This is a genomic window from Chryseosolibacter histidinae, from assembly GCF_018598225.1.
GTDB lineage: Bacteria > Bacteroidota > Bacteroidia > Cytophagales > Cyclobacteriaceae > Chryseosolibacter > Chryseosolibacter histidini.
The window spans coordinates 124,468-139,001 of the sequence record NZ_JAHESF010000004.1 but is presented as its reverse complement, the minus strand read 5'-3'; the positions used below and the strand labels follow the sequence as shown (position 1 = coordinate 139,001).

Annotated in this window: 11 protein-coding genes; 7 read left to right on the top strand and 4 right to left on the bottom strand. The window is 50.0% G+C overall.

What is annotated here, in order from left to right; all coding sequences use genetic code 11:
* Positions 1-9: 9 nt before the first annotated feature.
* The 7 genes from KK083_RS05490 to KK083_RS05460 all read left to right on the top strand — a co-directional run bounded on the left by KK083_RS05490 (position 10) and on the right by KK083_RS05460 (position 9,928).
* Positions 10-3,528 (top strand): PAS domain S-box protein, encoded by a 3,519-nt coding sequence (locus tag KK083_RS05490; protein ID WP_254161532.1) that lies wholly within the window; start codon positions 10-12, stop codon positions 3,526-3,528.
* 86 nt (positions 3,529-3,614) lie between these two features.
* Positions 3,615-4,166 carry a SiaB family protein kinase gene (locus tag KK083_RS05485; protein ID WP_254161530.1) on the top strand — a complete coding sequence of 184 codons (552 nt, stop codon included), beginning with the start codon at positions 3,615-3,617 and terminating at the stop codon, positions 4,164-4,166.
* 35 nt (positions 4,167-4,201) lie between these two features.
* Positions 4,202-4,564: a DUF1987 domain-containing protein gene (locus KK083_RS05480; protein WP_254161520.1), complete on the top strand. Its 363-nt coding sequence runs from the start codon at positions 4,202-4,204 to the stop codon at positions 4,562-4,564.
* 121 nt (positions 4,565-4,685) lie between these two features.
* On the top strand, positions 4,686-7,787 hold the full coding sequence (locus tag KK083_RS05475; protein ID WP_254161518.1) for an ATP-binding cassette domain-containing protein: 3,102 nt from the start codon (positions 4,686-4,688) through the stop codon (positions 7,785-7,787).
* Between the two features lie 68 nt (positions 7,788-7,855).
* The gene (locus KK083_RS05470; protein ID WP_254161516.1) at positions 7,856-8,755 is read left to right on the top strand and encodes a hypothetical protein; all 900 of its coding nucleotides are present in this window, start codon (positions 7,856-7,858) and stop codon (positions 8,753-8,755) included.
* 22 nt (positions 8,756-8,777) lie between these two features.
* Positions 8,778-9,197: a hypothetical protein gene (locus tag KK083_RS05465; protein ID WP_254161514.1), complete on the top strand. Its 420-nt coding sequence runs from the start codon at positions 8,778-8,780 to the stop codon at positions 9,195-9,197.
* Positions 9,198-9,277: 80 nt separating this feature from the next.
* On the top strand, positions 9,278-9,928 hold the full coding sequence (locus KK083_RS05460) for an alpha/beta hydrolase (RefSeq protein ID WP_254161512.1): 651 nt from the start codon (positions 9,278-9,280) through the stop codon (positions 9,926-9,928).
* 54 nt (positions 9,929-9,982) lie between these two features.
* Here the strand turns inward: KK083_RS05460 and KK083_RS05455 are convergent, their stop codons facing one another.
* From KK083_RS05455 to KK083_RS05440, 4 genes are all read right to left on the bottom strand, one after another.
* The gene (locus tag KK083_RS05455) at positions 9,983-10,738 is read right to left on the bottom strand and encodes an SDR family NAD(P)-dependent oxidoreductase (RefSeq protein WP_254161510.1); all 756 of its coding nucleotides are present in this window, start codon (positions 10,736-10,738) and stop codon (positions 9,983-9,985) included.
* A gap of 1 nt (position 10,739) precedes the next feature.
* Entirely contained in the window at positions 10,740-11,489 is a 750-nt protein-coding gene (porT, locus tag KK083_RS05450) for a type IX secretion/gliding motility protein PorT/SprT (protein ID WP_254161508.1), read from the bottom strand.
* Complete coding sequence (gene ubiE, locus KK083_RS05445) at positions 11,438-12,160, bottom strand: bifunctional demethylmenaquinone methyltransferase/2-methoxy-6-polyprenyl-1,4-benzoquinol methylase UbiE (protein ID WP_254161506.1); 723 nt, start codon at positions 12,158-12,160, stop codon at positions 11,438-11,440. Before ubiE ends, porT begins: the two co-directional genes overlap by 52 nt.
* A 153-nt stretch (positions 12,161-12,313) precedes the next feature.
* On the bottom strand, positions 12,314-14,464 hold the full coding sequence (locus tag KK083_RS05440; protein ID WP_254161505.1) for an OmpA family protein: 2,151 nt from the start codon (positions 14,462-14,464) through the stop codon (positions 12,314-12,316).
* Positions 14,465-14,534: the final 70 nt, after the last annotated feature.

The window sequence follows — 14,534 nt, the reverse complement described above, 5'->3', positions numbered from 1 at the left end:
TAAACCCCATTGGCGAGAAAGGTCATGATGAAAAGTATCAACATAAGCACAAAGATCACCCTCCTTATACTGCTCCTGTCGCTCGTGGCAGTGACAACCATAAGCTTTTTTACCTACGACTACATCAGGAAGGCTAACCAGGAGAAGTATGTTACCAACCTGGGCGTGGTGGCCGATAACCGCGCAGGATATTTCAGCACTTACCTTGAAAAGTATGTAGCCAAGATCCAGGTGCTGCAGGAGGCCGAGACGATCAAGTCAGGCGGCACCTCCACCCCTGCGCCGGCTGAAGGCGGAGACCTTATGGCGATGATGGTGGCAGACGCTCCCACGGAAAGCACTGAGGCAACATCGGGTGAAGCGCCCGATGAATCAGCGGAAGAAACAACTGGCGCAGCGCCGGAAGGTAATGGCGGCAATCCCCTGAAAGATTTCCTGGTAAAACAGAAAGACAACTTTGGATTTGAACAGATCCTGATCACTTCCCCCACCGGAAGCATCATTACCTCAACCGATGGCAAATCAGGCAACTTTCTCGATCCCGACGGCGCGCTCTTCGCTGAAGCCCAGAAAGGCATCTACTTCAGCACCATCCGCACCGACTCATTAGGATTCCATACATACGCAGGCGCTCCTATCACCACCGCCGCAGGCAACAAGCTGCTCATCGTGAGGCTGAACCTGAGCAAAGGTTTTGATGTGCTGAAAGACCGCCATGGCCTGGGTGAGACCGGTGAGGTGCTGCTGGCCCAATACAATCCGCTCAACGGCAACATCGCCTACGTGAGCCCGCTGCGCAAGAAGGCAACCGTTACCACCTTCAGCCAGAACGACAGAGTGGTTGCCAACATCAAAAGAGCCATTGATAACAAACCGCTGGCCCCCGAGGTAACAGACTATGCCAACACCTCGGTGCTGGAAGTAGCCAGAACCGTTGACCACGCCAACCTGGTGCTGGTAGCCAAAATAGACGCCGCCGAAGCCAATGGCGAGACCAACACGGTGATCAACACACTGACCTACGCAGGGCTTTGCATTGTAGCGCTCACCACGCTGTTGGCGATGACCCTCTCCCGCTCCATCACACGTCCGCTGTACGCCATGCGCAACAAGCTGAGCATGGTGGCCCAGGGCATGCTGCCGGAGAACTCGATCAAGCATACAAGCGACGAGTTCGGCCAGATGGGCTCTAAAGTGGACGAGCTGGTGTACACGCTGAAAGGAAACGCAGAGTTCGCCCAACGCATCGGCGAAGGCAAATATGATACAGCTTTCAAACCCGCCAGTGATAACGACCTGCTGGGGATGTCGCTGATCAACATGCGCAACAACCTCATCGAGAACGAGCGCAGGGACAAGGAACGCAACTGGATCGTACGCGGTGTGGCCGAGATCAGTGAGATCCTCAGGATGCACGACGCGATCGATGACCTGGGAGAAGACGTGATCAAATTCATCATCGACAAGATCGGCGCCATCCAGGGTGCATTCTATGTGGTGAATGAAGACGAGTATGGAAAGCAGCTCATCGAGATGCGCGCCAGCTATGCCTACGGACGTAGGAAATACCTGAAAGCGAAATTCAGGTTTGCCGAAGGCCTCGTGGGCCAGGCTGCTGCCGAAAAAGATACCGTGATGCGCACCGAGATCCCCGATGAATATGTTACCATCACCTCCGGTATTCTCGGCGATCAGCGCCCCAGCTGTATCCTCATCGTGCCGCTGATCACCAACGAAGAAGTTTACGGTGTGCTGGAGTTCGCAGGTTTCAAAAAGTTCGATCCTTCGCAGGTGAAATTCGTGCAGGAGTTGAGCTTGATCCTCGCCCGTACCATCTTCAACATCAAGGTGAACGAACGCACCCGCAGGCTGCTGGCAGAATCGCAGGAGATGAGTAACGAGCTCAAGGAAAAGCAGGAAGTACTGCGCCAGAATGCCGAAGAAATGCAGGCCACGCAGGAAGAGCTGCAACGCTCCAACCAGAAGCTCGAAGAACAGATCGAAGAAGTGAACAGGACCCAGAAACGTATGCAGCTCCTGCTGGAGAACGCCTCTGAGGTTATCACCATTTACGAAGAAGACGAAAGCATCCGCTACATGTCGCCGTCTGTGGAAAGCATTCTCGGCTACGGACAGAAAGAGCTGATCGGCAAGAGCGACATCGATAAAGTACACCCCGACTACCGCAACACGTACAAGGAGTTCTTCCGCAAGATGAAAGAAAGTCCTGATACGAAGATCACGGTACAATACGAATACAAGGCCAAAGACGGAAGTTACATCTGGATCGAATCGCTGGGTACCAACTTCATGTCTAACCGCGTCATTCACGGATACATCCTCAACTCACGCGACATCACCGAACGGAGAAGAGCAGAGCAGGAGCAGCGGATGCGAAGCAAGATGCAGGCGCTGTCAGAAAACTCGCCTGACCTCATCACCCGTCTCGAAGATGGCTCTATCTCTTACATCAACCCGGTGATCGAAGCGTATACGGGCAAGGCGCCGGAGAGCTTCCTCAACAAAAAAGCAAAAGAGACCGAGCTCGACAACGTGATCCTGGAAGGCTGGCTCAGCATCGTAGAGCAGGTGAACGCCACCAACGCCAAAGTTGCCACCGAGATGGACTTCCCTTCGGAGATGGGCAAACGTGTGATGCAGGTGAATGCGATCCCCGAGTTCGACGAATCGGAAAAGCTCGAATCCGTGCTGGTCGTATCGCACGACATCACCGAGCGCAAGATGATCGAGCTCGAGATCCAGAACAAGAACAAGAAGATCACAGAAAGTATCAACTACTCGAAACGGATCCAGACGGCGATCCTGCCCAACACACGGTTGATCAACCGCGCACTGCCCGATTCGTTCATCCTCTACAAACCCCGCGACGTGGTATCGGGTGACTTCCCCTGGTTTGTGCAGATCAAAGACGAGATCTTCATCGCGGCGGTGGATTGTACAGGTCACGGCGTTCCGGGCGCCATGCTTTCGCTCATCGGTTACTTCCTGCTCAACGATATCGTACGAAGCCGTAAGATCACCGAGCCCGGCAAAATCCTCGACCTGCTCGACGAAGGTGTTACTACCACCCTGCGCCAGGACGAAGACTCAACAACGAAAGACGGTATGGACATCGCGTTGTGTAAGATCAACGTGGCCACCTCAGAAGTTGAATACGCCGGCGCGCACAGGCCGCTGTACATTATGAAGAACGGCGCAATGGAAGAGGTGAAAGGAAATAAATTCCCCATCGGCGGAGGTATATTTAAGAACCAAACTAACTTTACCAACACGAAGATCAAGATGGGCAAAGGCGATTCGATCTACTTCAGCTCTGATGGTTTCCCCGATCAGTTCGGCGGTCCGGAAGGAAGGAAGTTCGGTCCTAAGAAGACACGTGAGATCATCGAACAGGTTCACACGTTGCCCATGCAGGAAGCCGTACGCATCTTCGATCAGGCATGGGAGAACTGGCGCGGCGAGACCAAACAAACAGATGATGTACTATTGATCGGAATTAAATTTTAACCCCACAACACTGGCTTTAGCCCCATGTGGTTTAGTTAAAAACTTATAACTTAGCAAACTACAAACTGTAAATCCCTTTTTGACACATGAAATTTATCTATGACCTGCACCGCACCATGATGTCACAGAACCTGATTCTGGTTTACCAGGGTGACTTCACCCAGGAGACCACGAAGTCGATTCTGGCCATGGCCGAGCGTAACATTGATTCATCGGGAGAAGAATCAAACATCAAGCGTAAGGTGTTTAATGTGATGGTTGAATCGCTTCAGAATATTGTGAAACACAGTGATGAATTGGTGGATGGCCAGACGCGGAGCCATGCAGCGATCTTTCTCATAGGCCGGGAAGCCAACAGGTACACCATCATGTCAGGCAACCCCATCCGCAAGGTGAACATCCCCAAGCTGAAAGAAAGCCTGGAGAAGATCAACGCACTTGACAAAGAGGGACTGAAAGAATTGTACAAGGAGATCATCAAGAACACCACGATCTCTGAAAAAGGCGGAGCAGGTTTAGGGTTTGTAGATATGGCAAGAAAATCAGGTGGCAAGCTGGAGTTCGAATTCCCCGAAATGTCAGCAGAGTACTGCTTTTTCAGCCTGAAGGTTAATGTACCCAGAGAGGCAACCGAATAAATTATAAATGTTGAAACAATAAAGCGTATAATACCATGGAAATCTTAAATCTCGAAGGAACAGAAGATACACCCAAAATAATCCTCGATAAAAAGAATGGGATCTTTGAGATCTCAGGACGATCACTGCCGGAAGATTCAGCGGAGTTTTACAGGCCCGTGCTGGAGTGGATTGCCAAATACGGCAGCGAAGCAAACCCTTCAACAGATTTCGTCTTCAAGCTTGAATATTTCAACACCGCGTCTTCCAAACTGATCCTCGATGTTCTCTCTGCACTGGAGGATATCAAAGGCATGAAGATCCATTGGTATTTTCATGAAGACGATGAAGATATGGAAGAAGCTGGCCAGGAATTTTCTGAACTCGTAGAAATACCTTTCGAGTTTAAAACGTACTAAGAAAAGGGATTCTCTTACACATTCGGTTACCTCCCGGTTTTATTAAGCAATAATAAATTGGAAGGTAACCGGCATTTTTTAATACCTTTATCAACTATTTTTAGCCCAACCTGCCTGAAACATGAGTGAGGAAATTCTCAAAGCCCTAACCCAGCTTTTTGCCATTATTACCAAGCAGGATGGCGGGGTTACCGCGAAAGAACGCCAGTATGTAATCACCTTTTTTCAAACAGAGCTCGACCAGGATTCTGTAAAAGAATACCTGGACCTCTATGACCAGTTCTCGGGTTACGGAAAGGCTGACGAAGACGATGGCAGGACCAAGCTCACCTCTGTAAAAGACTCCGTAAAAACCCTGGGGATCTGTAAAAAGATCAACAAGACCCTCACCCAGAAACAAAAAGTGGTTGTGCTGATCAAGCTGCTCGAGCTGGTAGGATCAGACAAGAACTTCTCTCCGCAGCGCAGGGAGATCATCAACACTGTCTCCACGGTGTTTAACATCATCAAAGACGAATACGACCTCATAGAAAGTTTTGTGATTGGCGACCAGGCCGGTACACTGAACTTCTCAGACATACTGCTGGTGAATGCTGCCGAGAAGGCGGGTGATGAGAAAGTGCACAAGCACGTGCACGGCCATATCCATGGCGACCTCATCTTCATGCGCGTGCAAAGCGTTGAAATGTATTTCACCAAGTACCTGGGCGACGAGCTCAACCTGCTCAATGGTTTTACCATGCAGATGAACAGGGTCTATCTGTTCTCGCACGGAAGCACCATCAAGACCCAGGCCGGTGACGCATTGTACTACAGCGACATCGTAGCCAACTTCAACGAAGAGCTCAAAACCACCAAGCTGTCGTTCAACGCTACCATAGACGAGCTGAAGTTTCCCAATGGTGGCATCGGTCTGCGCAACGTGAAGATCGCCGAAGGACCGGGCAAGCTCATTGGTATCATGGGGGCCAGCGGTGCAGGTAAAACTACCCTGCTCATGGTGCTGGCCGGTCTTGTGGAACCTACCCAGGGCCAGATCCTCATCAACGGCTTCGACCTGCACAAACAAAAAGACAAGATCCACGGTGTGATCGGTTATGTGTCGCAGGACGACCTTCTCATCGAAGAGCTTACTGTATACGAGAACCTCTATTACAACGCCAAGCTGTGCTTCGCCAACTTTACGGAGCAGCAGCTTCATGAGCGCGTGATGCAGGTGCTCGAGAACCTGGGCCTCGATCAGCGCAAAGACCTGCGCGTAGGAAATGCGCTTGACAAGACCATCTCCGGCGGCCAGCGCAAACGCCTGAACATCGCCCTGGAGCTGATCCGCGAGCCCGCCATCCTTTTCCTCGATGAACCTACATCAGGACTTTCGTCACGGGACTCAGAAAATGTAATCGACCTTCTGAAAGAGCTTTCCCTCAAAGGCAAGCTCATCTTTGTGGTGATCCACCAGCCTTCGTCAGACATCTACAAGATGTTCGATAAGATGGTGATCATGGATACCGGCGGATACCCTGCCTACTACGGGCCTCCCGTTGAAGCCGTGACCTACTTTAAAAAATCCACGCTCCAGGTAGACGCCAACCGCGGCCAGTGCGAGACCTGCGGTAACGTGAACCCGGAGCAGATCTTCAACATCATCGAGGCGAAGGTTGTGGATGAATACGGTCAGCCTACCAGCAAACGCAAGATCACGCCGCCGCAATGGTACGACCTCTACAAGGAAAGGTTCAAGATCACCAGCGTGGAAGACGTGCGCGAAGAGCCTCCGCACTCCCTCAACCTGCCGAACAAGGCCAGGCAAACGTGGATCTTCACCGTACGCGATACCCTGTCTAAGCTGAGTAACAAACAATACCTGCTCATCAACCTGCTGGAAGGTCCCATGCTGGCGCTGATCCTGGCACTGATCATCAAATACAAGAGCGCCCCCGGTGGCCACGAATACCTGTTCAGGTTCAACGAGAACATGCCCGCCTTCATGCTGATGAGCATCATCGTGGCGTTGTTCATGGGCCTTACCGTGAGTGCCGAAGAGATCATCCGCGACCGGAAGATCCTCAAGCGCGAATCGTTCCTCAACCTCAGCTGGAACAGTTACCTGCTCTCGAAGCTCATCATCTTGTTTGCCCTCTCCGCCATCCAGACCTTCAGCTTCGTGCTGCTGGGCAACCTGATCCTGGAAGTGGAGTGGAGCATGCTGTTGCCGTTCTGGTTTGTGCTGTTCACCACATCGTGTATGGCCAATGTGCTGGGACTGAACATCTCGTCGGCGTTCAATTCGGCCGTGACCGTGTATGTTTTAATACCACTTTTACTGATTCCGCAAATGATCCTGAGCGGTCTGCTGTTCAGCTTCGACAAGCTCAACAACGTGATCAGCACCAAGGGAAAAGTGCCTGTGGTGGCCGATATGATGGCGTCGCGCTGGGCCTACGAAGCCATGGCTGTGTACCAGTTCAAATACAATTCGTACGAGGAGCCCTATTTCGACCTGGACAAGATCGAAGCACAATCGGATTTCCGTTCGTCATTCCTCGTGGATGAGCTGGATAAAAGGCGCAAAACCATTGCCGAGAACATTACCGAAAAAGGTGATTCCGTGAGGGAAGGATTGCAGCAGCGACTGAGCATTATCCAGACCACCATTCAGGGCGACTTCTTTAAAAAAGGGCTGGAGGGTATAGACCTGGCAACCCCCTGGACACTGGAAAAATTCACCCCCGCGTTCGATAAGAAACTCGAGGCCTACTTCAACGGCTACCGGAAGTTCTACCAGGATATCTACAACAAGGCCGTGGCCACCCGTGAAAAGCTGATCGTATTCAAAGAAGCAGACAAGGATGCGGAGTACGACCTCAATTACTACAAAAACCACTATCACAACGAAAGCCTTGCCGACCTGGTAACCAATGTTTCGGAAAAGAACAGGATCATCGAATATAACGGGAAGCTTGTGCAACAGATCAACCCCATATTCCTTGACCCCCAGCCAGGCAATCTGCTGGATTACCGTGCGCACTTCTTTGCACCCCGCAAAAACCTGCTGGGAGCCATGATCAGCACGTATTGGTTCAATGTGCTGATGATCTGGATCATGACCCTGGTGCTTTATGTCACGTTATACTTCGAATTGCTTAAAAAGCTCGTGAATTCGTTCGGGAATATGCCCGGAAAAATGAGCCTACCGAAGGTAGGTTTGCCAAAAAAGAAATAACGCATTTACGTAACGTTTTGGCCGGGAATGCTGAATTTTTAACTTTGTATCCGTATAATTTTATGCTTATGAGAATTATTACTGCGGGGCTGGTCCTTTCGCTCTTCTTCGCTTGCAGTTCCAATAAAAAAACGGAAGAACAAGCTTTCCTGGAAGGCCTCGATACAACCAAAGCCGAAGGCCCCACCATATCAGAAGAAGTAATCGGAGATATTTTGCAAGGAATCCCGGCACCGCTGGAGATCTCTGTGCTTTTAAAGGAATCCGGTAAAAAATACAACGGAGCCTACCTCAACTCCGCCGATAACATCTCCAAGTACAACAGCAACTACAAAAAAGCGCTGAACCTTGGTATTTACGGCACTGACCTGGGCTACACCAACATCTACGAGCAGAACCAGGACGGTATCAAATACATGGCTTCCATCAAGGAGCTCGCCGACGGTCTGAATATCGGCCAGTTCTTCGAAATTGAAACCATCGGGCGTTTGGCTACCAACAGCAAAAATCTGGACTCTCTTTTGCTAATCACCACCCAGAACTTTAACAGGATCAACCATCACCTGCAAACACAGAGCCGGGCCAACCTGAGCGTTCTGTTGCTGACAGGCGGTTGGGTAGAAGCACTGCACATCCTGTGCGAAGTGGCGAAGCTCAATCCTGATAACAAGGAAATGAAAGAGACCATCGGCGAACAAAAGATCATCCTCGAGAATATTATGCTCCTGCTTTCCTTCTATAAAGAAAGCGATCCGAACATGGCAGCGTTATTGAATGATATGGAAGAACTGAAGAAGTCGTTCGACAAGGTGAACATCACGTACACGTATAAAGAATCGACCTTCGAAATTGTAGACGGTGTAATGGTGATCAAAGACAACAGCTCGAGCACCATCGAGATCACACCCAAAGATGTAGAAGACATCAGTTCAATTACGAAAAACATCAGAAGTAAGATCATCAGCTAATATTTTATCAATAGAAGCCACTATGAAAAAGTTACTCATTTTTATTTTTTCTGTCTCTGTTTTCAGTGCCCTTGATGTTATTGCGCAGTGCAATGCAGAAAATCTAAGTACTCAATGTATCCCCAAACTTGCGTCGGGTTTTAACTTCCTGAAAAGCTATAAGATCGAAAAAGGCGGAAAAGAATTTGTTGAATACTCATACGTGTTTACAAAAGGAACGCAATACATGATCAACATCTGCTCCGGCGGCGCCGATACAGATGGCATCGTTGTAAGCCTGTTCGATTCTAACCGCAACAAGGTAGCCAGCAGCAAAGTGAACGGACAGTTCATCTCTGCCATCGCCTACCCCTGCAATACCACAGGCATCTACTACATCCAGTACACCTTCGACGGCTCAACAAGCTACTGCGGAGGAAGCGCACTCGGATTCAAGAGATAATCAATTACCCTGGGCTTAAAGCCCGTGGCAATTGAAAAAGGCTCTCCATTCGAGAGCTTTTTTTATTCCTAAATTTCAGGATGATCGAAAAAGAAGTAAGCTTTTCATTCAGAGCCCGGTATTACAAGCTGGGTGAGATCAATACTTCCACCCGCCAGATCTGGTTCGTGCTGCATGGTTATGCTCAGCTTGCGCAGTACTTCGTGAGGAAATTCAAAGCGCTTGAAGAACACGGCATCTGTGTGATCGCACCGGAAGGACTATCGCGTTTTTACCTGGATGAGCTTCAACCCTCAGGACGTAAGAACGCACGTGTAGGCGCCACGTGGATGACCCGCGAGAACAGGCTCATGGACATCTCCAACTACATCTCCTATCTCAATGGAGTGTATGCAACAGAAGCTGGGCACACCAACATCCCGGTAACGGTGCTGGGATTTTCACAAGGTTCCGCCACCGCCTCCCGTTGGGTGATGAGCGGCCAGGTCACCTTCTCGCGACTCGTCCTCTGGGCCGGCATTTTCCCACCCGACATGGATCTGGAAACTGGCTCAAAGGCACTGCACGATAAGGAAGTTTACCTGGTGTATGGAAAGAAAGACCCGTTCCTGAACGATGAACGTTTTGCTGAAATGCAAACACTGACCCACAAACTAAACACCTCCGTGAAAACAGTCACCTTCGAAGGTGAGCATGAGATGGACGAGCAGACTCTGCTCAGCTTTGTTTAGTCGTCAGACCACTTCGCGCATGGCCTGCACACAATCAGTGGTCGGACGACGCTGCTAGCTTCTCTTCACCAAAGTGCTACTCGCCTGTGCCGTAGGAAACACAGTAATATCGGCCAGCACAACATGCTTGGGTGCAGAGAGCACGTAAAGGATAATGTCAGCAATATCAGCGCCCCTAAGCGGATCGATACCTTTGTATACCGTTGAAGCTTTTTCAGTATCGCCTTTGAATCTCACCATAGAGAACTCTGTTTCCACCAGGCCCGGGTTGATGGAAGTTACCTTGATACCAAAAACATTAAGGTCCATGCGGATGCCGCGCGTTAAAGCATCCACGGCGAATTTGCTGGCGCAGTATACGTTGCCATTGGGATATACTTCTTTTCCGGCGATGGATCCGATGTTGATGATGTGGCCGGCCTTTCTTTCGGTCATGGCGGGAATCACTTCGCGCGACACGTAAAGCAAACCTTTCACGTTGATATCCATCATGGCATCCCAGTCTTCAAGGCTGCCGGATTGAATGGGATCAAGACCGTGCGCATTGCCGGCATTGTTGATGAGCACGTCAATGTTTCTCCAATTTCCGGTAAGGGATTGGATCGCATTTTTGACAGCGTCTTTATCCCGCACATCGAAGGTGAGCGTGGTAACGAGCGTCTTTGCAGAGAGCTCCTGTTTTAATTTCAGAAGCCGGTCTTCCCTCCTGCCACAAAGTATGAGGTTGAAATTTCCGGAAGCCAGCAGTCGTGCCGTGGCCTCACCGATCCCCGAAGTTGCTCCGGTGATCAAAACATTTCTTTTATCCATATTACTGGAAGAGTAGATATACGGTGATGGTATTGGTGTTTAATCGATCAAGGGGTTGGCCGTATTTGTTGGTGCGGTTATCCAGCACATTAAGCATGCCGCGGGAGAAACGGATCTCCGGAGAAAATTTGAACAACGGGTAATAGATGTCAAGGCCGAAGCCGATGTCGAGGCTCAGGTTGGCGCTCGTTACCTCAAGGGTAGTGGTAACATTCTCGATATCTTTTTTGCCCGATGCCTCGATGGCAGGCTTCACACCGCCGATCATGTACATACGCAGGTTCTCCCTTCTTTCAGATTTGAATTTGATCAGCACGGGGAACTCCACCATGGTAGTCTCCACAGTTTGTTCATCGGTTGGAGTATCGTCTGTGTACAGGTAACGAAGCTTGTGCTCGTAAAAGGCAACCTGGGGTGTGAGCCGCAGATCCCAGAGCTCGTCCAGGCGGTAGTTGACAATGAACCCGAGTGCAAAACCGGGTGACCATTTGGGCTCAACGGCATATACCGTGTCGAAGCTTTGTGTTACAAAAGCGTCCGAATATTTAACCTGATAGGCCGTGCTGTGGATACCGATGAGAAATCCGTAGGTGAGTCTGCGGTTGTCGTAATTGGGATTGTTCTTTTTCACCCAGCTCAGTTGCTGGTGTTTCTGAGCCTGCGCCCCGCTGAAGCACAAAATCAGCGCCAGTATGGCCGTTATTTTCGCCCCGTGTAAATAGAGCTTATTCCAAATGTCAGCGGTTTGCATGTTGTATCTTTAAATCCTGTTCTTTTGAGGATGTTTTCAAAATCCGTACCGTCAGGGAAGGCCTCGACAGATTCAGGTAAATACGTGTAGGCCGACCTGTCCTTCGATACCAGCCTGCCTATTTTAGGCAAAATGGTCTTAAAATAAAAATTGTAGACCTGGCGGAAAGGGAACGTACGGGGCCTTGAAAATTCCAGGATCACCAGCAAACCTCCCGGCTTCAGTACGCGGTTGATCTCACGCAGCCCCTTCTCTAGATTCTCAAAATTCCTCACTCCAAAGCCAACGGTAACGGCATCAAATTTATTTTCCTCAAAATCCAGATTTTCGGAATCCCCTCTGTGAAGCTCTATTTTTGCCGACAAACCTCTTTTCTGCAGTTTTTTCCTGCCCGCTTCCAGCATGCCCTCCGAAATATCCACGCCGATAACTTTGTCCGGGTTCAGCACGAGCGCCTGAATGGCAAAGTCGCCGGTGCCGGTAGCTACATCCAGCATTAAACGGGGTTTCTGTGGCGCCAGGAGCCTGATCGCCTTTTTACGCCATAAGCGATCTATACCCAGGCTCAAAAAATGATTGAGGAAATCATAGTGACGGCTGATGTTATTGAACATTTGAGCCACCTGCGCCTTTTTTCCGGCTTCTTCTTCCTTATAAGGTAATACGGTCATCTCCGGGTATTGTCAAAAAACCGGGGCCAAGTTAGAGGGTTTAGCCTTAGCAAAGAAATCTAAGTTAGCCTACTTTGGAAGTCATTCGGGTAACAGTTTCAAGCTGCAGGCTTCGAGGATTTCCCGCAAAGCTCAAAGGCTCAAAACTCATAGCTAATTTGAAAGCACCTTGAATTCCACGCGCCTGTTGAGCTCACGGCCGTCGTCTTCATCGTCGTTGCTGGCCAGCGGCTTGGTTTCGCCATAACCCACGGCCTTGATCCTGCGCGCATCGATGCCCTTTTTGGTGAGGTAATCTTTAACAGCTTCTGCCCGCTTCTGAGACAGGTTCTTGTTGTAATCCCATCGGCCATAAGCGTCTGTATGACCGCTGATCTCAACTTTTATAGACTGGTTCTGGCGAAGCATGGATTCGAGCTTGTTGAGCTCCGTATAAGATTCGGTCTTGAACCGCGCCTTGTCATAATCGAAGTAGATATTCCTGAGAATAGAGCTCACGCCCACGGCAAGCTTGCGCATTTCGATGGTACGCGTTAACGTTTTGTCTTGTGCACCTTGCAGCTTCAGATTCTGGTTGAGGAACACATAACCGTCTATCTCTACAGAAAGCCTGTAATCTTTCGCCGTGGGATTGGTGATCCTGAACTCATACACGCCAGGGCCACCTGACGAAACGGGTACAATGATGTTATCACGCTGCCCCTGAAGCCTTACCTTGGCCGACATGGGTGCCTTGCTTTGCGCATCCACCACCGTGATCACATACTTCAACGGTACAACCTCTTTCTTGGGCTCTTTCTTCGGTTCGGTTTTGGTCACCACCGGGTCTTTCTTCGGCTCAGTCTTAGGTGGATCGTTCTTCGTCACCACAGGATCTTTTTTGGGCGGATCCACTTTGGGTGGATCGTTCTTAGGCTCCGTCTTGGGTGGGTCGTTCTTCACCACGGCCGTGGCAGCCGTATCTTTTTTGGTCTCGGTTACCGGAGGTTTGGCAACCACTGGTGTTGTTTTTTTGATGTCTTCAGACGATGTGATCACATAGATATCGGTATATCCCATCCCGTCTTCACGCACCGAAGAATAGTAGGCGCGTTTGCCATCGGCGGACGTGATGAAATACACTTCGTTATCAGGTGTGTTGATAGGATAACCCATGTTCTGGGGCTCGCTCCAGTCGTTATTTTTTTCGTCGTACTTGCACTTGTAGATGTCGTATCCACCCATGCCGTTGTGACCCTGGCTACTGAAGTAAAGTGTTACGCCGTCGTAGTCGATGAAAGGGCCGTCGTCGTTGAGCGGGGTGTTGATGCGCGGGCCGAGGTTCTTCACGTTAGCCCACTGCCCCTTGGTGTCTTTGGTGGCCTTGTAGATATCCGTGCCACCCAATCCCCCGGGGCGGTTACTGGTGAAATACAAAGTTTTTTCGTCTTTGGATATGGAGATGGACTTTTCCTGGAAGCTCGAGTTGATGATACCTGGCAGGGGCACAGGTTCTCCCCAGCTACCATCAGGCTTGCGTTCGCAGAAAAGAATATCGCCGCCACCTACGTCGTTGTAGATGAACAACGTGTTACCATCGGCAGACAAGGCGAGGCTCGATTCGTGATAAAGGGTGTTGACCACGGGGCCAATGTTGGTGGCGAAGGCCCAGCCATTGCCCGACTTCTTGGCCGTGAAAATATCTTCGTAGGGCAAGTTGTCTTCGAACACGTTTTGGTTCAAGTTGTCGTCACGGCGCCTGGTAGTGAACACGATCTCATCTTCACGTTCACTGAACACGGGGCCATAGTCATCGAATTCGGAGTTGATCTCGCGGCCGATATTGACGATGGAAAAGTTCTGCGGATTGGAAACATACATTTTGCCGTTCTCACATTCCTGGATAGCGCGGGTCAGCGTGTTGGCGTCGATCTTGTCTTTTCCCTGGTAGTTGGGCTTGCGGGCCAGCTTATCCTTGTACAGTCCGTAGTACAGCAACGCCTTGTCGAACTCAAGACCGTACTGGTAACTTTTAGCGATCCAGTATTCGATGTCGAAGCGGTAGTCGGGATCCTGGCGGTATACGCGCATGAAATATTTTACAGCCAACTCCTTTCCGATGGTTCGGATGTGGATGTGACCTGCTTCAAAGTTAGCTTTGACAAAAGTTGTATCGGTTTCAGCGGCCAGCACGTAAAGATCGCGGGCCTGGTCCAACGCTTTTGTAGCTTCAAGGGTTGATTCGGCGAGATCGAAATAATCACGCGCCAGCTGTTTGGGATCCTCCTGAGCAAACCCTTGTATTGAAAACGCGAGCAGAGTCAAAAAAATCAGTACACTCCTGATACTGGACATCGCCTTAAAAAGTTTTAAAAAAATAAAGTTAGGTAAAAAA